Source organism: Ideonella dechloratans, from assembly GCF_021049305.1.
Classification (GTDB): domain Bacteria; phylum Pseudomonadota; class Gammaproteobacteria; order Burkholderiales; family Burkholderiaceae_C; genus Ideonella; species Ideonella dechloratans.
On record NZ_CP088081.1, the window covers coordinates 1,734,773 to 1,755,195 of the forward strand.

Annotated in this window: 18 protein-coding genes and 9 tRNA genes; 20 read left to right on the forward strand and 7 right to left on the reverse strand. The window is 68.0% G+C overall.

All coding sequences use genetic code 11. The annotated features are described in order from the left end of the window. Positions 1 to 12: 12 nt before the first annotated feature. The 14 genes from folC to LRM40_RS08140 all read left to right on the forward strand — a co-directional run bounded on the left by folC (position 13) and on the right by LRM40_RS08140 (position 7,993). Entirely contained in the window at positions 13 to 1,305 is a 1,293-nt protein-coding gene (gene folC, locus LRM40_RS08075; protein ID WP_151124857.1) for a bifunctional tetrahydrofolate synthase/dihydrofolate synthase, read from the forward strand. Positions 1,306 to 1,379: 74 nt separating this feature from the next. Further along, positions 1,380 to 2,294 carry an SPOR domain-containing protein gene (locus LRM40_RS08080; RefSeq protein WP_151124858.1) on the forward strand — a complete coding sequence of 305 codons (915 nt, stop codon included), beginning with the start codon at positions 1,380 to 1,382 and terminating at the stop codon, positions 2,292 to 2,294. A gap of 7 nt (positions 2,295 to 2,301) precedes the next feature. After that, positions 2,302 to 2,835 carry a CvpA family protein gene (locus LRM40_RS08085; protein ID WP_151124859.1) on the forward strand — a complete coding sequence of 178 codons (534 nt, stop codon included), beginning with the start codon at positions 2,302 to 2,304 and terminating at the stop codon, positions 2,833 to 2,835. A gap of 13 nt (positions 2,836 to 2,848) precedes the next feature. Further along, positions 2,849 to 4,372 (forward strand): amidophosphoribosyltransferase, encoded by a 1,524-nt coding sequence (gene purF / locus LRM40_RS08090; protein ID WP_151124860.1) that lies wholly within the window; start codon positions 2,849 to 2,851, stop codon positions 4,370 to 4,372. Then, entirely contained in the window at positions 4,369 to 5,598 is a 1,230-nt protein-coding gene (locus LRM40_RS08095) for an O-succinylhomoserine sulfhydrylase (RefSeq protein ID WP_151124861.1), read from the forward strand. Before purF ends, LRM40_RS08095 begins: the two co-directional genes overlap by 4 nt. Positions 5,599 to 5,606: 8 nt before the next feature. Further along, positions 5,607 to 7,001, forward strand: coding sequence for a glutamate--tRNA ligase (gltX, locus tag LRM40_RS08100; protein ID WP_151124862.1), 1,395 nt, complete (start codon positions 5,607 to 5,609; stop codon positions 6,999 to 7,001). Positions 7,002 to 7,097: 96 nt separating this feature from the next. Then, a tRNA-Ala gene (locus LRM40_RS08105) sits at positions 7,098 to 7,173 on the forward strand. Between the two features lie 34 nt (positions 7,174 to 7,207). Further along, positions 7,208 to 7,283 (forward strand) — tRNA-Glu (locus tag LRM40_RS08110). Between the two features lie 68 nt (positions 7,284 to 7,351). Continuing rightward, positions 7,352 to 7,428: transfer RNA gene (locus tag LRM40_RS08115), tRNA-Asp, on the forward strand. Positions 7,429 to 7,496: 68 nt separating this feature from the next. Beyond that, positions 7,497 to 7,572, forward strand: a tRNA-Ala gene (locus LRM40_RS08120). A gap of 26 nt (positions 7,573 to 7,598) precedes the next feature. After that, positions 7,599 to 7,674 (forward strand) — tRNA-Glu (locus LRM40_RS08125). 69 nt (positions 7,675 to 7,743) lie between these two features. Beyond that, positions 7,744 to 7,820: transfer RNA gene (locus LRM40_RS08130), tRNA-Asp, on the forward strand. Between the two features lie 16 nt (positions 7,821 to 7,836). Next, positions 7,837 to 7,912 (forward strand) — tRNA-Glu (locus LRM40_RS08135). A 4-nt stretch (positions 7,913 to 7,916) separates the two neighbouring features. After that, a tRNA-Asp gene (locus LRM40_RS08140) sits at positions 7,917 to 7,993 on the forward strand. Positions 7,994 to 8,055: 62 nt separating this feature from the next. Here the strand turns inward: LRM40_RS08140 and LRM40_RS08145 are convergent. Genes LRM40_RS08145 through LRM40_RS08155 form a run of 3 tightly spaced genes read right to left on the reverse strand, consistent with a single transcriptional unit; the run spans position 8,056 to position 10,998 of the window. Further along, entirely contained in the window at positions 8,056 to 8,952 is an 897-nt protein-coding gene (locus LRM40_RS08145) for a DMT family transporter (RefSeq protein WP_151124863.1), read from the reverse strand. Then, positions 8,952 to 9,482 carry a methylated-DNA--[protein]-cysteine S-methyltransferase gene (locus LRM40_RS08150; RefSeq protein ID WP_151124864.1) on the reverse strand — a complete coding sequence of 177 codons (531 nt, stop codon included), beginning with the start codon at positions 9,480 to 9,482 and terminating at the stop codon, positions 8,952 to 8,954. The genes LRM40_RS08145 and LRM40_RS08150 overlap by 1 nt, the downstream gene beginning before the upstream one ends. Continuing rightward, entirely contained in the window at positions 9,460 to 10,998 is a 1,539-nt protein-coding gene (locus LRM40_RS08155) for an Ada metal-binding domain-containing protein (protein WP_211373018.1), read from the reverse strand. Before LRM40_RS08155 ends, LRM40_RS08150 begins: the two co-directional genes overlap by 23 nt. 184 nt (positions 10,999 to 11,182) lie before the next feature. On the opposite strand from LRM40_RS08155, the gene LRM40_RS08160 reads away from it, so the two are divergent. Together LRM40_RS08160 and LRM40_RS08165 are read left to right on the forward strand one after the other, a co-directional pair. Beyond that, complete coding sequence (locus tag LRM40_RS08160; protein ID WP_151124865.1) at positions 11,183 to 12,571, forward strand: phosphomannomutase/phosphoglucomutase; 1,389 nt, start codon at positions 11,183 to 11,185, stop codon at positions 12,569 to 12,571. Positions 12,572 to 12,626: 55 nt separating this feature from the next. Further along, complete coding sequence (locus tag LRM40_RS08165; RefSeq protein WP_231067792.1) at positions 12,627 to 13,913, forward strand: 3-deoxy-D-manno-octulosonic acid transferase; 1,287 nt, start codon at positions 12,627 to 12,629, stop codon at positions 13,911 to 13,913. Between the two features lie 5 nt (positions 13,914 to 13,918). Here LRM40_RS08165 and LRM40_RS08170 read toward each other — a convergent pair whose 3' ends face one another. From LRM40_RS08170 to LRM40_RS08185, 4 genes are read right to left on the reverse strand one after another with little or no spacing between them, the layout of a single operon-like run. Next, on the reverse strand, positions 13,919 to 15,268 hold the full coding sequence (locus LRM40_RS08170; RefSeq protein ID WP_151124866.1) for a TolC family outer membrane protein: 1,350 nt from the start codon (positions 15,266 to 15,268) through the stop codon (positions 13,919 to 13,921). 57 nt (positions 15,269 to 15,325) lie between these two features. Beyond that, the gene (locus tag LRM40_RS08175) at positions 15,326 to 15,655 is read right to left on the reverse strand and encodes a rhodanese-like domain-containing protein (RefSeq protein ID WP_151124867.1); all 330 of its coding nucleotides are present in this window, start codon (positions 15,653 to 15,655) and stop codon (positions 15,326 to 15,328) included. Further along, positions 15,655 to 16,308, reverse strand: coding sequence for a protein-L-isoaspartate O-methyltransferase family protein (locus LRM40_RS08180; RefSeq protein ID WP_151124868.1), 654 nt, complete (start codon positions 16,306 to 16,308; stop codon positions 15,655 to 15,657). The genes LRM40_RS08175 and LRM40_RS08180 overlap by 1 nt, the downstream gene beginning before the upstream one ends. Positions 16,309 to 16,360: 52 nt before the next feature. After that, positions 16,361 to 17,086, reverse strand: coding sequence for a TetR/AcrR family transcriptional regulator (locus LRM40_RS08185; RefSeq protein WP_151124869.1), 726 nt, complete (start codon positions 17,084 to 17,086; stop codon positions 16,361 to 16,363). A 128-nt stretch (positions 17,087 to 17,214) separates the two neighbouring features. Here LRM40_RS08185 and LRM40_RS08190 point away from each other — a divergent pair, with 128 nt between their 5' ends. From LRM40_RS08190 to LRM40_RS08205, 4 genes are all read left to right on the forward strand, one after another. After that, the gene (locus LRM40_RS08190) at positions 17,215 to 18,036 is read left to right on the forward strand and encodes an undecaprenyl-diphosphate phosphatase (RefSeq protein WP_151124870.1); all 822 of its coding nucleotides are present in this window, start codon (positions 17,215 to 17,217) and stop codon (positions 18,034 to 18,036) included. A gap of 52 nt (positions 18,037 to 18,088) precedes the next feature. Further along, on the forward strand, positions 18,089 to 18,844 hold the full coding sequence (trmB, locus tag LRM40_RS08195) for a tRNA (guanosine(46)-N7)-methyltransferase TrmB (RefSeq protein ID WP_151124871.1): 756 nt from the start codon (positions 18,089 to 18,091) through the stop codon (positions 18,842 to 18,844). A 16-nt stretch (positions 18,845 to 18,860) separates the two neighbouring features. Then, a tRNA-Gly gene (locus tag LRM40_RS08200) sits at positions 18,861 to 18,934 on the forward strand. A gap of 131 nt (positions 18,935 to 19,065) precedes the next feature. Further along, positions 19,066 to 20,325 carry a hypothetical protein gene (locus tag LRM40_RS08205; RefSeq protein ID WP_170288911.1) on the forward strand — a complete coding sequence of 420 codons (1,260 nt, stop codon included), beginning with the start codon at positions 19,066 to 19,068 and terminating at the stop codon, positions 20,323 to 20,325. Positions 20,326 to 20,423 lie beyond the last annotated feature (98 nt).

Below are 20,423 nucleotides of genomic sequence, written 5' to 3' on the forward strand. Positions count from 1 at the left end.
AAGAGTCCTGACGTGTCCCTGCCTGTTTCCCTCGACGACTGGCTCGCCCACTGCGAGCGCCTGCACCCCAAGACCATCGACATGACGCTGGACCGCGTGAAGGCGGTCCAGGCGCGCATGGGGCTGCATTTCGACTGCCCGGTGATTGCGGTGGCGGGCACCAATGGCAAGGGTTCCACCTGCGCGATGATCGACAGCATCGCCCGGGCGGCGGGCTGGCGGGTGGGGCTGTACAGCAAGCCCCATCTGGTGCATTTCGAGGAGCGCTGCCGCATCAACGGCGAGCAGATCGCTGCCGAGGCCCTGGTGCCGCATTTCGCCGCGGTGGAGGCCGCACGGGGCGACACCACGCTGACCTACTTCGAGTTCACGACCCTGGCCATCGCCCGGGCCCTGGCCACCGCCGGGCTGGACCTGGTGATCCTGGAGGTGGGGCTGGGCGGCCGCCTGGATGCGGTCAACGCCTTCGATGCCGACTGCAGCGTCATCACCAGCGTGGACATCGACCATGTCGAGTACCTGGGACCGGACCGCGAAAGCATCGGCCGCGAGAAGGCCGGCATTCTGCGTGCCGGCCGCCCGGCCATCATCGCCGACCCGGTGCCGCCGGCCAGCGTCATTGCGGCGGGTGAGGCCTTGGGCGCCGACCTGTGGCTGGTGGGGCGCGACTTCAACCAGCAGGGCGACCGCCAGCAGTGGTCCTGGAGCGGGCGAGGGCGGCGGTACCACGCACTGTCCTATCCGGCGCTGCGGGGAGCCAACCAACTGCTCAACGCGTCCGGTGCCATTGCCGCGCTGGAGAGCCTGCGTGACCGGGTGCCGGTCAATGCCCAGGCGGTGCGGGTGGGCCTGGCGACGGTGGAACTGCCCGGGCGCTTCCAGATCGTGCCGGGCCAGCCGACCCTGGTGCTGGACGTGGCCCACAACGCGCAGTCGGTCGGGGCACTGGCCCTCAACCTCGACCAGATGGGCTTCTATCCCCGCACCATCGCCGTGCTGGGGGCGATGCATGACAAGGATCTGGCCTCGCTGGTCGCCCGCCTGGCTCCTCTGGTGGATGTCTGGCACGTGACCGATCTGCCCTTGCCGCGCGCGGCGACCGCGGCCCAACTGGCCGAGGTGGTGCACGCGGCGGCACCGAAGGCGCCGCCGGCCGAGCGCCACGCCGACCCGGCCGCCGCCCTGGCCGCCGCCCTGAAGGGAGCGGACCCGGCTGATAGAATCGTGGTCTTTGGTTCGTTCTACACAGTGGGCGGCGTGCTGAAGGAGGGATTGCCCCGCCTGGGCGCCCCTCATCAGGCTTGACGGCCGGTTGCCGTGCGTGAGCCACGGACGGCCTCGACCCGCCTGCCCGGCCCCAACGCACGCTGCTGCCACGCATGGGATTGCTCTCCAAGTTCAAGATCCGCCGCTCCGACAAGCCCGCTCCCCGAGGGGCCGCTTCCGACCCTGCGGAGCAGGTGCGAGAGGTGCGGATCAAGGCGCGCCGTCGCCTGATCGGCGTCACCCTGCTGTTGGTGGCCGGCATCATCGGTTTTCCCCTGTTGTTCGAGACCCAGCCGCGGCCCATCCCGGTCGACATCCCGATCGACATCCCGTCCCGCGACGGGGCCGCGCCGCTGCATGTGGCTTCGCCCGATGCGTCCTCGTCCCGCGTGGCGGTGGTGGCGCCGCCGCCGGTCGAGCCGACGGGCTCCGATGCCGGGGCCGACGAGGTGATTCAGCCGACCGTGCCCGCGGCAAGCTCCGCGGCTGCGCAGCAGGTCCCCGAGCTCAAGAAGCCGCAGGCCAAGAAGCCCGAGCCCAAGCCGGCGGAGCCGGCCCACGACAGCAAGTCGGACAGCCACAGCACCGACAAACCCAGCGATGCGCGCAAGGACGGCGGCAAGGCCGTTTCCTCGGACTCGGGCAGGTCCAAGGACGGCAAGGCGGCCGAAGCCAAGGCGGCCGACGCCAAGTCCGGCAAGCCTGCGGCCGCAAGCAAGCCGGCCGATGCCAAGCCCGCCACCAAGCCTGCGGAGACCAAGCCCGTGGAGGTCAAGGCCGCCGACAGCAAGTCGGATGAGGGGCGCTTCGTGGTGCAGATCGGTGCCTTCGCCGAGGCCAATAGCGCCCGCGATGCCCGAGGCAAAGTGGAACTCCTGGGGCTGTCCACCTACACCCAGGTGATCGAGTCGTCCACCGGGCGTCGCATCCGGGTGCGCGTCGGCCCCTTCACGACCAAGGCCGAGGCCGACAAGGCTGCGGCCAAGATCAAGTCGGCAGGCCTGCAGGCCGCCGTCCTCAAGCTCTGAGCCGGCGATGGCCTGGTCGAACAATCTGACTCCGCTGGATGCGGTGCTGTTGGCGCTGCTGTTGCTGTCCGTCGGGATTGGTATCTGGCGCGGGCTGGTGTTCGAGGTGTTGTCGCTGGCCGGTTGGGTGGTGGCCTGGTGGGTGGCCAGCCACGGGGCCGAGCCGGCTGGGCGGCTGATTCACCTGGGCGAGGAGGGCAGCGCCCTGCGCCTGGGGGGCGGTTTCCTGTTGGCCTTCGTGGTGGTGCTGCTGGCCTGGGGGCTGGCAGCCCGCCTGATCAAGATGCTGATCGCCGCCACACCGCTGACCGTGCCCGACCGCGTGCTCGGTGGCGGTTTCGGCCTCGTGCGCGGCGTGTTGCTGCTGCTGCTGCTGGTCACTGCCGTGGGCTGGACGCCTCTGGCCGGATCGGACGGCTGGCGGGCCTCCCGCGTGGTGGCCTGGACCCTGATCCTGCACCAGGCCATCGAGCCCTGGTTGCCCCAACCGGCGCAGGCGCCAACGCCCGCGGCCCGCTTTCTGAATCTCTCCTCCTCTTGAACGGACTCCTCCCATGTGCGGCATCGTCGGCGTGATCTCCAACCAGCCGGTCAACCAACTCATCTATGACGCGCTGCTGCTGTTGCAGCACCGCGGCCAGGATGCGGCCGGCATCGTCACCATGCAGGGCACCAAGTGCTACATGCACAAGGCCCGCGGCATGGTGCGGGACGTCTTCCGCACCCGCAACATGCGGGCGCTGCCGGGCAATGTGGGCCTGGGGCAGGTGCGCTACCCGACGGCCGGCAACGCCTACAGCGAGGAAGAGGCCCAGCCCTTCTACGTCAACGCGCCCTTCGGCATCGTGCTGGTGCACAACGGCAACCTGACCAACGCGCACGCGCTGAAGAAGGAACTGTTCGACATCGATCGCCGCCACATCAACACCGAGAGCGACACCGAGGTGCTGATCAACATCCTGGCGCACGAACTGGAGCAGAAGGCGCGCGACCTGCCGCTGACGCCGGAAGAGGTGTTCCAGGCCGTGGCGGCCGTGCACAAGCGCATCAAGGGCTCCTATGCGGTCATTGCGCTGATCGCCGGCTACGGCCTGCTGGCCTTCCGCGACCCGTTCGGCATCCGTCCGCTGTGCCTGGGCACGATCGACACACCCGAAGGGCAGGAGGTGATGGTGGCCAGCGAGTCGGTCACGCTGGAAGGCACCGGCCACAAGATCCTGCGCGACGTGGCGCCGGGCGAGGCCGTCTTCATCGACATGAAGGGCCAGATCCACAGCCGCCAGTGCGCCGAGAGCCCGACGCTCAACCCCTGCATGTTCGAGTTCGTCTACCTGGCCCGCCCGGATTCTGTGATGGACGGCGTGTCGGTGTACCAGGCGCGCCTGAACATGGGCGAGACGCTGGCTCAGCGCGTGATCTCCACGATGCCGCCCTCCGAGATCGACGTGGTGATTCCGATCCCGGAATCCAGCCGCCCCTCGGCCATGCAACTGGCGCAGAAGATCGGCAAGCCCTACCGCGAAGGCTTCGTGAAGAACCGCTATGTCGGCCGCACCTTCATCATGCCCGGGCAGGCCGTGCGCAAGAAGAGCGTGCGCCAGAAGCTCAACGCCATCGGTGTGGAGTTCAAGGGCCGCAACGTGCTGCTGGTGGACGACTCCATCGTGCGCGGCACCACCTCCAAGGAGATCGTGCAGATGGCGCGCGAGGCCGGGGCCAACAAGGTCTACATGGCCTCGGCGGCGCCGCCGGTGCGCTACCCGAACGTCTATGGCATCGACATGCCGACGCAGGAGGAACTGGTGGCCCACAACCGCACCATCGAGGAGATCCGTCAGTTCATCGGCGCCGACGCGCTGATCTACCAGGACGTCGATGCGATGAAGCGGGTCGTCCATGCGCTCAACCCGTCCCTCCGGGGCTTCGAGGCCTCCTGCTTCGATGGCCGCTACGTGACCGGTGACGTGTCGGTGGAGGACTTCGCGACGATGAAGGCCCAGCGTGCGTCTCAGCCCGAGGAAGAGGACGGTCCCGCACGCACCCGTCTGGCGCTGCAAAGCGGGGAGGGGGCCCAATGAGCGAGAAGAAGCGCCTGCCGCGCGTCGAGTTGCCCGAGGGCGTGGGCCTGTCCACCCGGGCCCTGCGCGAAGGCCTGCCGCCTTCGCAATGGGGTGAGAACTCCGAGGCGCTGTACCTGACGAGCAGCTTCGTCTACCCGGACGCCGCCACGGCCGCGCGCCGTTTCGCCGACGAGGAGGAGGCCTTCACCTACAGCCGCTTCTCCAACCCGACGGTGATGATGATGGAGCGCCGTCTGGCGGCGCTGGAAGGCACCAGCGGCTGCATCGCCACGGCCAGCGGCATGGGCGCCATCACGCTGCTGGCCATGGGTCTGCTGAGGGCGGGCGACCATGTGGTCTGCTCGCGCAGCGTGTTCGGCTCCACCATCAAGCTGCTGGGCGATGTGTTCGGCCGCTTCGGGGTCGAGTCCACCTTCGTCTCGCAGACCGACGTGGGCGAGTGGCGTGCTGCGATGCGCCCCAACACCCGCCTACTGTTCGCCGAGTCCCCGACCAACCCTCTGACCGAGGTGTGCGACATCGCCGCGCTGGCCGAGGTCGCCCACGCGGCAGGGGCCTGGCTGGCGGTGGACAACTGCTTCTGCTCGCCAGCCCTGCAGCAGCCCGCCAAGTGGGGCGCCGACTTCATCATCCATTCCGGCACCAAGTATCTGGATGGCCAGGGGCGGGTCATCGCCGGTGCCGTCTGCGGTCCGGAGGAACTGATCCAGTCGAAGCTGCTGCCGGTGCAGCGCTCGGCGGGGCTGACGCTCTCGCCTTTCAATGCCTGGGTGGTGCTCAAGGGCATGGAGACCCTGGTGGTGCGCATGAAGGCCCAGAGCGCCAACGCCCTGGCCGTGGCCCAGTGGCTGGAGGCCCATCCCGCCGTGGCGCGGGTGCACTACCCTGGTCTGGCCTCGCACCCCCAGCACGCGCTGGCCATGAAGCAGCAGTCCGGCCTGGGGGCCGCCGTGGTGTCCTTCGAGGTCAAGGGCGACAGCCCCGAGCAGCTGCGTGCCCAGGCCTTCGCGGTGCTGGACGCGGCCCAGGTCTGCTCGCGCACCACCAACCTGGGTGACACCAAGACCACCATCAGCCACCCGGCCACCACCTCGCACGGGCGCCTGAGCGAAGCGCAGCGCCAGGCCGCGGGCATCGGCCAGGGCCTGATCCGCCTGGCCGTGGGCCTGGACGATGTGGCCGACATCACCGCCGACCTGGCGCGTGGCCTCGATTCCCTGTGAACCTTTCCATGACTCAGAAGATCCGCACCCGCATCGCCCCGTCGCCGACGGGCTTTCTGCACCTGGGCACGGCCCGCACGGCCCTGTTCTCCTGGGCCTTCGCCCGCCACTTCGGCGGCGAGTTCGTGCTGCGCATCGAGGACACCGACGTGGCCCGCTCCACCCAGGAGTCCGTCGAACAGATCCTGCAGGCCATGCACTGGCTGGGCCTGGATTACGACGAAGGTCCGTTCTACCAGATGCAGCGCCTGGAGCGTTACCAGGCCGTGGTCGAGCAGATGCTGGCGGCCGGCACCGCCTACCGCTGCTACTGCACCCCCGAGGAACTGGACGCGATGCGCGAGGCCCAGAAGGCCCGTGGCGAGAAGACAGGCTACGACGGCCGCTGGCGTCCCGAGCCGGGCAAGGTGCTGCCGCTCGTGCCCGAGGGTGTGAAGCCCGTGGTGCGCTTCCGCAACCCGGCCGAGGGTGATGTGACCTGGGATGACCTCGTCAAGGGCCCGATCACCATCAACAACCGCGAGATCGACGACCTGATCATCCTGCGGCCCGATGGTGTGCCGACCTACAACTTCGCCGTGGTGGTGGACGACTGGGACATGGCCATCACCCATGTCTTCCGTGGCGATGAACACGTCAACAACACGCCCTGGCAGATCAACATCTTCCGCGCGCTGGGCGCGCCGCTGCCGCAGTTCGGCCACGTGCCGGTCATCCTGGGCGACGATGGCCTGAAGCTGTCCAAGCGCCGTGGCGCGGTGAGTGTCACCGCCTACGAGGAGATGGGCTACCTGCCCGAAGCCATGCTGAACTACCTGGCCCGCCTGGGCTGGAGCCATGGCGACGACGAGCTGTTCAGCCGCGAGCAGCTGGTGAGCTGGTTCGATGGCGAGCACCTGTCCAAGAGCCCGGCCCAGTGGGATGCGGCCAAGCTGGCCTGGGTCAACGCCCAGTACCTGAAGCAGGCGGACGATGGTCGTCTGGCCACGCTGGCCACCGAGCAGCTGCGCCGCAAGGACGTGGCGGTGTCCGACGCCCAAGTGACCCCGGCCCACTGTGCGCTGTTCAAGGACCGCTGCACCACCACCGCCGACCTGGCCGACTGGCTGGCCATGTACTTCGCGCCCGTCGCGCCGTCGGCCGAGGAGCGGGCCCAGCATGTCACCGAGGCCGTGAAGCCCGCCCTGGTGGCCCTGGCGGGCCGTCTGGCCACCGTGGACTGGGAGAAGGCCGCGATCAACCAGGCCATCAAGGACACCATTGCCGAGCACGGCCTGAAGATGCCCCAATTGGCGATTCCGGTGCGCGTGCTGGTGTGCGGCCGGGCCCAGACGCCCTCGGTCGATGCCGTGTTGTCGCTGTTCGATCGAAAAATTGTCATCGACCGCTTGCAAGCTCTTTGAAAAGCGGTATATACTTTTGGTCTTGCTTGAACGGCGTAACCGATTCAGCAAATCAAGCGACAGACGCAGATTGCAGAAGTTGATTGATGCGCGAATGGGGGTATAGCTCAGCTGGGAGAGCGCTTGCATGGCATGCAAGAGGTCAGCGGTTCGATCCCGCTTACCTCCACCAAAATCTGGTGGCGTCGTGATGGCAGAACAACTTGGCGCCCTTCGTCTAGAGGCCTAGGACACAACCCTTTCACGGTTGTTACAGGGGTTCGAATCCCCTAGGGCGTACCAGTCACACTGGTCAGGTTCGCAGAAGCCTGGAGCTGTCGGCAACGCAGCTTGAACTTCAGCACCACTGCGGAGTGGTAGTTCAGTTGGTTAGAATACCGGCCTGTCACGCCGGGGGTCGCGGGTTCGAGTCCCGTCCACTCCGCCATCGAACAGCAGCGCCTGCTGGAAGAGATTCCTGCAGGCGTTTCAAATTCGATGCCGTCATCGACATGTGGGGGTATAGCTCAGCTGGGAGAGCGCTTGCATGGCATGCAAGAGGTCAGCGGTTCGATCCCGCTTACCTCCACCACCTTCGATGGCAGCAACGGGTTATAGGCGCCCTTCGTCTAGAGGCCTAGGACACAACCCTTTCACGGTTGTTACAGGGGTTCGAATCCCCTAGGGCGTACCAGTCACACTGGTCAGGTGGTCGGCACCTGGGCGGGCATCGCAAGGATGTCGCCAAAGCCGGCACCACTGCGGAGTGGTAGTTCAGTTGGTCAGAATACCGGCCTGTCACGCCGGGGGTCGCGGGTTCGAGCCCCGTCCACTCCGCCACCCACCTTCTTCTCCTGTCCCCTTCGTCTAGAGGCCTAGGACACAACCCTTTCACGGTTGGTACAGGGGTTCGAATCCCCTAGGGGATACCACTGCGGAGTGGTAGTTCAGTTGGTCAGAATACCGGCCTGTCACGCCGGGGGTCGCGGGTTCGAGCCCCGTCCACTCCGCCAAGTGTTTCCTGCTGTCAAACTCAGCCGCTGTCTCCGAAGCCGGAACCAGCGGCTTTGTCGTTTCAGGCCGGTGTGCGGGCGAGCCGGCGGGGCAGCAGACCCGTGACCAGCGCGGTGCCCAGCAGAATCACGGTGCAGGCTCCCACCATGGTGGCGCTCAGTGTCTCGCCCAGGAACAGGGCCCCCCACAGCACCGCGAAGGCCGGGATCAGGAAGGTCACGGTCATCGCGTTGGAAGCGCCCACCCGTCCGATGAGTCGGAAATACAGCACGTAGGCCAACCCCGTGCACAGCACGGCCAGCAGCACGGCAGCCAGCCACGCGACGGGCGATGGCGACACCTCGGGCCAGTGGGTGAGCATCAGGGGGATGAGCAGCAGGCCGGCGCCCGCTTGGCTGCCGGCGGCCAGGGCCATCGAGGGCACACCGGTCAGTCGGCGCCGGGTGAAGTTGGCCGAGAAGCCGTACATGAGCGTGGCGCACAGGCAGGCCGCCACCGCCAGCGCCGGGCTCACGCCGTGCTCGCCGGGATGGAAGCTGGCGCGGTCCCAGGCCAGCCACAGCACGCCGGCAAATCCCAGGGCCAGCCCCAGCCCCTTGCGCCCGCTGGGGCGCTCGCCCAGCCATGCCCAGGCAATCAGGGCACCCCACAGCGGGGTGGTGGCGTTGAAGATGGCCGACAGGCCACCGGTGATGGCCAGCGCGGCCACCCCGAAGCAGATGAAGGGCAGGGCGGAGTTGGTGATGCCCACCAGCAGGATGGGGCGCCAGTGCTGGCGCAGGGCACGCAGTTCGCCTCGCCAGATCAGCAGTGGCAGCAGGCAAGCCACGGCTCCCACCACCCGCAGGCCCGCCAGGGCCAGCGGGCCGAAGGCGGCCGCACCCAGGCGGATGAACAGGAACGAAGCGCCCCAGATGGCGGCGAGCAGGGCCAGTTCGGCCAGATCTTTGGGTTTCATCAGGTGGCGGTGAAGAGTTCGGCAGGCAGGGGCACGCCTTCGTTGTGCAGCAGCGCGCGTTTGCGCGCGAGACCGCCGGCATAGCCGGTCAGCGAACCATCGGCGCCCAGCACGCGGTGGCAGGGGATGAAGATGCTCAGCGGATTGCGCCCCACGGCGGCGGCCACGGCGCGCACCGCCTGCGCCTGCTGAAGCTGGCGGGCCAGGGCGCCATAGCTGCAGGTCTGCCCCGGCGCCAGTGCGCGGAGCGCCGCCCAGACGGCCCTCTGGAAGGCCGTGCCGGCAGGATCCAGCGGTGTGGTGAAACGGGCCTCACGGGGCGCGCGCCAGTAGGCGTCGAGCTCATCACGGGCTTGCGCCAGCACGGGGTGGCCCGCCTGCGCGGGGGCGTCCAGCGGCCCCGGGTGGTGCTTCTGGTCTTCGAACCAGGCGCCTCCCAGACCCTGGGTGCTGGCGGCCAGGCGCAGGGGGCCCAGCGGGGTGTCGACGAGGGTCTGGGCGACCCAGTCACGGTGCAGAGAGAGGCTCATGGTCGGGGTGTCCGGTGGAAGGGGTGGGCGGGCCGGATGAGGTCAGGCCCTGCCACAGTTGCAGCACGGCGTAGGCACGCCAGGGGCGCCAGGATTCCGCCATGGCCTGGGCCTGCCTCGGTACCCGGGTGCCCAGGGCGCGCAGCACGCCGGCGTCGCTGGCGGGAAAGGCATCCGGCCAGGCCAGCACGCGCAGGGCGACCAGTTGGCAGGTCCAGTCGCCAACGCCCGGCAGGGTGCGCAGGGTCGCCAGCGTTTCGTCCACGCAGGCGCCGGGGGAGAGGTCCAGCCTGCCCTCGAGCACGGCCGATGCCAAGGCCTGCAGGGCGTCGATGCGGCTGCGGATGATGCCCAGTTGCCCCAGGGTGTCCACCGTGGCGTTCTTCACCGCCAGCGGAGAGGGGAAGAGGTGGGTCAGGCCAGGCACGGGGGCGGAGCAGGGCTCGCCCAGACAGGCCACCAGCCGGGCCGCCAGCGTGCAGCCCGCCGCCACCGTGACCTGCTGACCCAGGATGATGCGCACCGTGGTCTCGAAGCCATCCATGCAACCCGGCACGCGCAGGCCGGGGCGTGCCCGGGCCATGTCGCCCAAGGCCTCGCAGATGTCCTGCGGCTGTGCATCCAGATCGAGCAGGTGGCGCACCCGCCGCATCACCCGCGGCAGCATCGGCACCAAGCCGGAAGACACCGTGAGTTCGACCCCTTCGCGGCGGGTGTCGAAGCGCAGGCCCAGCCAGCCTTGGCAGGGGCCGTGTCGACCGGGCAGCGACAGGGTGCGCCACCAAGTGCCCTGATGCAGGGCCTCCACCCCCGGCAGCGGTCGGCCACCCAGAAAGTCCAGCATGGCTTCGGCGTCATAGGGGGGGCGCCAGCCCAGCAGCAGCCGCACACCCTCGACGCCATCGGCATCCTGTCCGGGCAACTGCCGGCGCAGCGAGGTGGGCGTGAGCCGATAGCGTTCCTGGAACAGGGCGTTGAAGCGACGCACGCTGCCGAAACCGGCGGTTTGCGCCACCTGGGTGATGGGCAGGGGGGTGTCGGTCAGCAGGCGCTTGGCCAGCAGCAGCCGGCGGGTGGTGATCCACTGGATCGGGCTGACGCCGTGCTCGGCCTGGAAGATGCGCCGCAGATGTCGTTCGGTCACGCCCAGGCGCTCGGCCACGGCGGGCAGGGCGATCTCTTCCGAGGACTCCAGGTGGCGTTCCAGCAGCAGGGCGGCGCTGCGCGCCAGACTGCGGGACGAATCCACCAGGGCCAGGCCGGGGGCCAGTTCGGGCCTGCAGCGCAGGCAGGGTCGAAAGCCCGCCGCTTCGGCCTGCGCGGCTTCCGGAAAGAAGCGGCAGTTCTCGCGCCGGGGCAGGCGCACGCGACAGACCGGCCGGCAGTAGATGCCGGTGGAGGTGACGCCGACGAACAGGCGGCCATCGAAGCGGGCGTCGTGGGTCTGCAGTGCCAGATAGGCGGCGCCATCGTCCATCGGCGACGCGTGGGGGGAGATGGCGGGCAGCGCAGACATGATGGGCTCATGATACGGAGTGCGGATGCCGTGTCTGGCCGTTTTCGGACACATGCCTTGGGGCCCTGCAGCCTCCCATGGAACATGTTTGCGCCGTGGTCCGGGACCGTTGGCCTGCGTCTCTACAATGGGCCTGCATCACTCGGTGTTTCCCCCTCTTCAACAGACATCCGAACAGCCACCCATGAAAGTCGACGCATCCATCTTCAAGGCCTATGACATCCGCGGCATCGTGGGCAAGAGCCTGGACGAAACCGTGGCCGAGCACCTTGGCAAGGCCTTTGGCACCGAAGCCCTGAAGGCCGGGCAGAAGGCCGTGGTGGTGGGGCGCGATGGCCGCCTCTCCGGCCCGGGGCTGGTGGACGCGCTCAAGCGGGGCCTGGCCTCGACCGGGCTGGATGTGGTGGACCTGGGCGCAGTGACCACCCCGATGGTCTATTACGTGGCCGCCACCCGGGGCCAGCACGGCTGCAACAGCGGCATCCAGGTCACCGGCAGCCACAACCCCAAGGACTACAACGGCTTCAAGATGGTGCTGGCGGGCCGGGCCATCTATGGCGATGAGATCCAGGGCCTGAAGCGCCGCATGGAGGCCGAGGACTACACCCAGGGCCGGGGGCGCGTCGGCGCGATGGACATCCTGCCGGAGTACACCCACCGCATCGTCGGCGACTGCAAGCTCGCGCGCCCGATGAAGATCGTCGTGGATTCGGGCAACGGCATCCCCGGGGCCAGCGCGCCGGGCATCCTGAAGGCCCTGGGTTGCGAGGTGATCGATCTCTACTCGAAGGTCGATGGCGACTTCCCCAACCACCACCCCGATCCTTCCAAGCCCGCCAACCTGGCCGACCTGATCAAGGTCGTGCATGCCACCGACGCCGAACTGGGCCTGGCCTTCGATGGCGACGGCGACCGCCTGGGCGTGGTGACCAAGGATGGCCAGATCATCTACCCGGACCGTCAGCTGATCCTCTTTGCCCGCGACATCCTGACCCGCGTGAAGGGCGGCACCATCATCTACGACGTCAAGTGCACGCAACGCCTGGCGCCCGAGGTCAAGGCCGCCGGCGGCGTGCCGCTGATGTGGAAGACCGGCCACTCGCTGGTCAAGGCCAAGCTGAAGGAAACCGGCGCCCCGATCGCCGGCGAGATGAGCGGCCACATCTTCTTCTCGGAGCGCTGGTACGGTTTTGACGATGCGATGTACACCGCCGGCCGCCTGCTCGAGATCCTCTCGCGCTCGGACGACCCCAGCGCGGTGCTGAACGCGCTGCCGACCAGCTTCAACACGCCGGAGCTGAACGTGCCCTGCGCCGAGGGGGAGCCGGCACAGGTCATCGCCAAGCTGCTGGAGACGGCCAAGTTCCCCGGCGCCGAGATCATCACCACCGACGGTCTGCGCGCCGAATATCCGGACGGCTTCGGCCTGGTGCGGGCCTCCAACACCACGCCGGTGCTGGTGATGCGCTTCGAAGGTCACACCCCGGAAGCCATGCACCGCATCGAGGGCGAGTTCATGGCGGCGCTGCGCGCGGTCAAGCCCGACGCCGAGATCGGCGCTTCGGCCCACTGAGTGCTTGACCCGGACACCGTTGGTCTTGCCTGAAGCAAGGACACCTCTGTCCGCCGTGCTGGCGAGGCAGGCCTATTCCTGGGTGCTGCGCCTGGGCACGCCGGCCTATCTGGCCAAGCTCTGGCAGCGCGGCGGGCGCGAGCCGCTGTACCGCCATGCGATTGGCGAGCGCTTCGGCCTGCACCTGCCCCCGGTCGCCCCGGGTGCGCTGTGGTTGCACGCGGTCTCCCTGGGCGAGACCCGCGCCGCGGCCGCGCTGATCGATGCCTTGCGTGCGCAGCGGCCCGGTCTGCGCCTGCTGCTCACCCATGGCACGGCCACCGGGCGCGAGGCCGGGCAGGCGCTGCTGCGCGAGGGCGACCATCAGCTGTGGCTGCCTTTTGACACGCCGGGGGCGGTGCACCGTTTTCTGCGCCATGCCCGGCCTTGTCTGGGCGTGCTGATGGAGACGGAGATCTGGCCCAATCTGCTGCACGCCGCCGCAGCCCGGCGCCTGCCCATGGTGTTGGCCAATGCGCGGCTGAGCGAGAAGAGCGCTCGCCAGGGGCAGCGCCTGTCCCTGCTGATGCGGCCCGCCGCCGATGCCTTGAACCTGGTGTTGGCCCAGACCGAGGCCGATGCCCAGCGCCTGCGCACGGCCGGCGCGGCCGATGTGCGGGTGTGCGGCAACCTGAAGTACGACCTGCAGCCTGACGAGGCGCAACTGACCCGGGGCCGTGCATGGCGGGCCGGGCTGTCGCGCCCGGTGGTGGCGGCCGTGAACACCCGCGAAGGCGAGGAAGAGGCCTTGCTGACCCGCTGGGCGGCCTGGGCGCCCCCCCGACCGCAGCTGCTGCTGGTGCCTCGCCATCCTCAGCGCTTCGACGCCGTGGCCGAGCTGGTGCGGCATCAGGGCCTGTCCGTGTCGCGGCGCTCGCAGTGGGGCCAGGCCTCTCCCGTCGAGGCGGCAGGCGAGGCCGATGTCTGGCTGGGCGACAGCCTGGGCGAGATGGCCCTGTACTACGGCCTGTCCGACGTGGCGCTGCTGGGTGGCAGCTTCGCGCCACTGGGCGGTCACAACCTGATCGAATCGGCGGCCTGCGGCTGCCCGATCATCCTGGGGCCGTCGACCTTCAATTTCGCCCAGGCGGCCGAGGGGGCGCTGGCCGCGGGCGCAGCCTGGCGCGCGCACGACTGGGACGATGCGCTGGCCCAGGTGAGGCAGCTGCTGGCAGCGCCGAAACGGCTGCACGAGGCCGCCGAGCGGGCCACGGCCTTCGCCTCGGCCCACCGGGGGGCGGCCACACGCATGGCTTCGGCCATCGTGGCCCTGCTGCCCCCGACCGCGCATCCGCGCGGCTGAACGACTCAGCGGGCCAGCAGGCCGTTCACGCGCTGGATGTCGGATTCGTTGAGCTGGCCGGTGACCTGGCGCAGCTTCAGGTCGCCCATGATCACGTCGTAGCGGGCCTTGGAGAGCTGCTGCTCGGTGTTGAACAGCTGGGTCTGGGCGGTCAGCACGTCCAGGTTGACCCGCACACCCACCTTGTAGCCCAGCTGTGTGGCTTCCAGCGACAGCTTGTTCGAGGCCTCGGCCGCCTCGTAGGCCTTGACCTGTGCCAGGCCACTTTGCACGCCCAGGAAGGCCGAGCGGGTGCCCTGCGCGATGCTGCGGCGGGTTCCCTCGAGGTCGTTGACGGCCTTGTCTTCCAGCTTCAGCGTTTCCTGGATGCGGTTCTGGGTGGCGAAGCCGCTGAACAGCGGCACCGACAGTGTCACGCCGATGCTCTTGTTGGTGTTGGTGCCCGACAGGTGGGCGGTCGGGTCGGTGTCGATGTCCACACGGCCCTTGGTGTAGCTGCCTGTCAGTGCCAGCGTGGGCAGGTGGCCGGCGCGCGCCTTCTCGGTCTCCAGCTTGGCGATGTCCAACGCCAAGCGGGCCTGGGCGATGCTCGGGCTGCGGTCCTCGGCGGTGCTCAGCCAGGTGTTCAGGTCGGCCGGCATCAGCGGCGGCAGCGCCACCGGCTTGGCCAGCGGCCAGGGCTTGATGCCCGTGCGGCCCACCAGTTGCTCCAGGGCCAGTTGCTTGACGCGCAGATCGTTGTCGGCGGCCAGTTCCTGGGCCACCACCAGGTCGTAGCTGGCCTGGGCCTCGCGGGTGTCGGTGATGGTGGCCGTGCCCACTTCGAAATTGCGCTTGGCCGAGGCCAGCTGCTCCGAGATGGCCTTTTTGTTGGCCTGCACGGTCGCCAGGGTGTCCGCGGCCCCCAGCACGTCGAAGTACGCCTGCGAGAGGCGCACGATCAGGTCCTGCTCGGCGGCCTGCAGCTGGGTCTTGGCCACCTCGACCGTCTTGTCGGCCTGGTCGATGGTCAGGCTGTTGGGCCGGTTGAACAGGCTTTGCTGCGCAGACACCGTCACCGGCGTGGTGGTGCTCGCAGTCCGGGTGACATTGCTGTAGGGGGTTTCGTTGATGTCCCGGTTGGCCGAGGCCGTCAGCGCGACGCTGGGGCGCTGCAGGGCGTAGGTCTGGGCGGCCTGGTACTCGGCTGCTTCGGACTGGGCGCGGGCCGCCAGGTAGGTGGCGTCGTAGGACCGTGCTGCTTCGTAGAGCTCCTGCAGGCTCTGGGCCCGGGCAGTTCCCGCAAGGCAGAGCGCGGCCAGCGCCAGGGGGGCGAGGCGGGCACTCGGGCGGAACAGGGAGCGCGAAGTCGGCATGGTGGTTTCCTCTGGGTCGATAAGGGGGAAGGCGCCCTGGGCGGATGGCCGCAGGCTTCAGTAGCGTGGCATCGCCGGGTCGACCTGGCGGGCCCAGGCGTCGGTGCCACCCTCCAGGTTGTACACAGCGCGGTGGCCTTGGTGCATCAGGAATGCGACGACCTGCGCGCTGCGCATGCCGTGATGGCAAAAACAGACGACAGGCTGCTGCGGGTCCAGCTCCGAGCAGCGCGCCGGAACGTCGCCCATGGGCATGGACATCGTCCTGGCGCCATCCACCGACAGAGGGGCCAGTGCCACCTCCCACGGCTCACGCACGTCCAGCAACACCACGCCCGCATGGGCCTGGGTGAAGGGAATCAGATCCTGGACGTGCAGCCGGTTCATCAGAAGTGGAAGCGCGTGGGTTCGGCAAAGCCGTCGAGTCGCTGCGCCACGGTGTCGAACAGCTCGACCTTGGACAGCGCCTTGTCGGATTGGCGGGTGTAGAGCACGGCGCGCATCACCGGCTCGGCACCTTCGATGGTGATCAGCCGGCCGCCGACCTTGAGCTGGTCGAGCAGGGCTTGCGGCACCTGGGCCACGGAGCCCGAGAGCACGATCACGTCGAAGGGGCCCTCGGCGGCCAGACCTTCGCGGCCATCGGCCTCGCGCACGGACACGTTGGACAGACCGGCGCGGCGCAGGTTCTCGCTGGCCATCCGGGCCAGTTCGGGCCGGTTCTCCAGCGTGATCACGCGCTGGGCGCGGTGACCCAGCAGTGCGGCCATGAAGCCCGAGCCGGCACCGACTTCCAGCACGGTTTCGTGGCGCTGCACCTTGGCTTCCTGCAGCAGGCGGGCCTCGACCCGCGGAGCCAGCATGCACTGGCCGCCCGGCAGCGGCACTTCGGTGTCCACGAAGGCCAGGGCGCGGTAGGCGGCGGGGACGAAGTCCTCGCGCTTGACGGCAGCCAGCAGCGAGAGCACGGCAGGATCCAGCACATCCCAGGGGCGGATCTGCTGTTCGATCATGTTGAAGCGGGCTTGTTCGATGTTCATCACGGCGTCCTCGAAAAGGTCCGGCGGCGTCTGGGCCGGTCAACCTTTCATTCTAGGTGGCTTTGTGGCCTCTCAGATGTCCGGCGCCAGGTGCTGCTGCCGCCTGAAAGCCGCTCAGCAGCAGATGCATGTGCCCTCTCATGAAGGCTTCGGGCTGAATGTCCTTGAAGCCGCATGCCCCGAGGGAGTGCTTGTGCACGCACATCATCACGAAGGGCATGGCGATGGAGTGCACGGCCATCTCGATGTCCAAAGGACGAAACTCCCCGCGCTCCACGCCCTGCATCAGCAGTCGCGCCATCACGCCCATGCCCGGCTCGAGCACTTCCTGGGCATAGAACTCGGCCAGCTCCGGAAAGTTGCACATCTCCGTCAGCAGGAGCTTGAACACGCCGGAGGCCGGGCTGTTGTAGACGCGGATCCACCAGTCCACCAGCGGCCCCAGCAACGCCTCCGTGGCGGAGCCCTGGTGCTCATCCAGCAGGCGCGCTCCCTCGGCCACCTCGACCGCCAAGGTCGAGCGCACCACGGCCTTGAGCAGTTCCTCCTTGCTGGGGTAGTAGAGGTACAGCGTGCCCTTGGACACGCCGGCGCGCTGGGCGACCTCTTCGGACCGGGTGGCCGCAAAGCCTTTTTCGACGAACAGGGACAGCGCCGCCTCCAGCAATTCCTGGGGGCGGGCATCCTTGCGGCGCTGGCGAGAACTGTGAACCGACATCAGACTAATGACCCGTTGGTCATTAATACTAGCAGCCGATGCGGCGAACTCAATACCCATTGGGGTATTCTGACGGAAAGCAGGCCTGGATGGAAGAGGCGGCATCGCCCTGTCACGGGGCCGGGGGGCGTGAAAACCCGCGGGTATGATCCCGGCCTCGCATTGCCTCTCGTCAAGGAGCACCCGACTTGGACTTCCTGCTGCTCAAGGCCGCCATCATGGGGGTGGTTGAAGGTCTGACCGAATTCCTGCCCATCTCCTCCACTGGACATCTGATCCTCGCGGGTTCTCTGCTGGGCTTCGCGGATGCCAAGGCCAAGGTCTTCGAGATCGCGATCCAATCGGGCGCCATCCTGGCGGTGGTGCTGGTGTACTGGCGCCGTCTGAGCGACGCGGTGACCGGCCTGGCCACCCAGGCCTCCGCCCGGCGCTTCGTGCTCAATGTGCTGATCGGCTTCCTGCCGGCCGCCGTGCTGGGCCTGTTGGTCTACAAGGTGATCAAGGGCTATCTCTTCAATGCCCCCGTGGTGGCGGCCTCGTTCATCATTGGCGGGCTGATCATCCTGTGGGCCGAGCGGCGGGCTTCGCCCCGGGTGCGCATCCAGTCGGTGGACGAAATGACCTGGGTGGATGCGCTGAAGGTCGGGCTGGTCCAGTGCCTGGGCATGATCCCGGGCACCAGCCGATCCGGTTCCACCATCATCGGGGGCATGCTGCTGGGCCTGTCGCGCCAAGCGGCCACGGATTTCAGCTTCTTCCTGGCCATTCCCACCCTGATCGGCGCCGGGGCCTACAGCCTGTGGAAGGAGAGGGCGCTGCTGAGCATGGCCGATCTGCCGCTCTTCGGCGTAGGCTTCTTCGTGTCCTTCCTGAGCGCCTGGGTCTGTGTGCGCTGGCTGCTCCACTACGTGGCCAGCCACACCTTCATCCCCTTCGCCTGGTATCGCATCGGGTTCGGCGTGGTGGTGCTGCTCACCGCCTGGACCGGCTGGGTGGCGTGGGCCGACTGAACAGCGACGGGGCTATCAGGCAAAATGCCGGCCCTTGTTCTCCGCCGCCACCATGACCCACGACACACCGCTGCCCGAAGAGGCTCCCACCGACGATGACCTGTCCGCAGCGGGTGGTGAGGCCGCCGGTGCGCCCCACCGCCGCATCCGCAGCTTCGTGCTGCGGGCCGGACGCATGGGCACCGGGCAGCAGCGTGCCTTGGAGGAATTGGGGCCCCAATACCTGGTGCCCTATGCGGCCCAGCCTCTGGATGCGGTCGGGCTGTTCGGCCGCGATGCGCCGCTGATCGTCGAGATCGGCTTCGGCATGGGGCATGCCACCGCGCAGATCGCCGCGGCGCGCCGTGACACCGACTTTCTGGGCATCGAGGTGCATACGCCCGGCGTGGGCGCCTTGCTCAAGCGCATCGGCGAAGAAGGTTTGAGCAACCTGCGCATCGTCCAGCACGACGCGGTCGAGGTGCTGGAGCACATGATCGCCCCCGACTCCCTGGCCGGGGTGCACGTCTTTTTCCCGGACCCCTGGCACAAGAAGAAGCACAACAAGCGGCGCCTGATCCAGCCGCCTTTCGTGGCATTGCTGGCCTCGCGCCTGAAGCCGGGTGGCATCCTGCACTGCGCGACCGACTGGCAGCCTTATGCCGAGCAGATGCTCGAGGTGTTGGGCGGCGAGCCGCGGCTGCGCAACACCGCAGCGGGGTATGCACCCCGCCCGGACTATCGGCCGCTGACCAAGTTCGAGAACCGTGGTATCCGACTGGGTCACGGCGTGTGGGATCTGGTCTTCGAACGCCAAACAATCGCGTAAACTATGCGTCTGTGATGCGGGCGTAGTTCAATGGTAGAACTTCTGCTTCCCAAGCAGATAGCGTGGGTTCGATTCCCATCGCCCGCTCCAACCAATCCGAAACTGGCCCCGACTGGGGCCAGTTTCACATCCGGCAGTGCCCGTGGTGGGCGCGACACACAGGCGACGCTCCCAGGACATGCTGTGAGGTGCGCGCGGCCAGTCGACTTTGGGGAACCGTCATGAGCTTCTTTGAACGTGTTGCTGTCGGCGTCCTGGCCGTGACAGCGCTGGGCTTTTCCGGGGCAACCCTGGCCGCCGTGCAGGTCTCCCAGACCGACATCGTCAGCACGGCCACCCGTCTGGTGTCCTATCGCCACCAGCGGCACATGTTCGTCACCTCGGATGGTCGCACGCACGCCCTGATGAACCTGGGCACGGCAGCGGGCTCGAGCGGGGCGCTCTATCTGCACTCGACCGATGACGGCGTGCAGTGGGCCCGACAGTTGGTGCTGCCCAGCACCGATGCGAACAGCGTTTCCGATGGCGTGCTGACGGGCGATTCCCTGACCGTGGTCTACCAGTGCAGCGATGGCATCGCGCGCATGTCCACGCTGAAGTACAGCAGCGCGAGCCGCACCTGGTCGCTGGCCAGCACCAGCAAGCTGCCACGGGCCTCGACCACCATCGCCGCAGTCAATCCCAGTTTTGCGGTGGACGCGAACGGCAACACCTGGCTGGCCTATGTGCAGGAAGACAGCAGCAGTGGCTACGTGATGATTGCGCTGTACGTGAAGCCCGCAGGCAGCAGCACCTGGTCCCGCAGCAGCCAATCCTATGGCTACAGCAACGCGGTGACCTTCGGCAGCGACAAGCGCAGCGCCCGTCTGGTGAGCCTGCCGGGGGGCATCGGCCTGATGTATTCGGTGGGCCCCAACATCTACTGGGCGGAGCGGCCCTTGACGGGCACGTTGACGTCCTCCTGGAATTCCTCGGTGCTGATGCTGGCCGGCACGGCTGATCAGGACCCCATGTCCAGCCACTTCAGCACCGTGGTGGACGGGCAGGGCAACGTCTATGCGGCCTACACCGATGCCGGCGCGCTCTATCTGCGCATCCGCAGCACGGCCACTCGGCAATGGACGGCCCAGACCCGCATCACGGGCAACAGCGCCACCTACCCCTCGGCCAATCCGACCTATGCCCAACTGGCCTGGCTGGGTGGCACCAAGGTGGCGCTCATCAGCAACTTCGGCTCCGGCGTGAACGTCTATCAGAGTGCCAACAGCGGATCGACCTGGGTGTGCACGACGCGTGCGCTGCACACCAACCTGTCTGGTTACTTCGACGATGCCCGGGTCGAGATTCCGGCCTTCCCCGCCGGTAACGTGCAGGCGCTGCAGCAGTTCCAGGCCTACCAACCGGCCGGTGATGGCACGGTGCCGCCGCAGTACGCGGCCTCGTTCCGTTTCTCGCCCTCGGCCACGGCGGGATGTCAGTGAGCCGGTGCACCCGGTAGAGATTCCTTCACCTGGGTCAAGACCGGGCCTGCTGAGTCCGGTCTTTTTGTATCCACGGGCCTCCGACGCGGGTTAGTCCC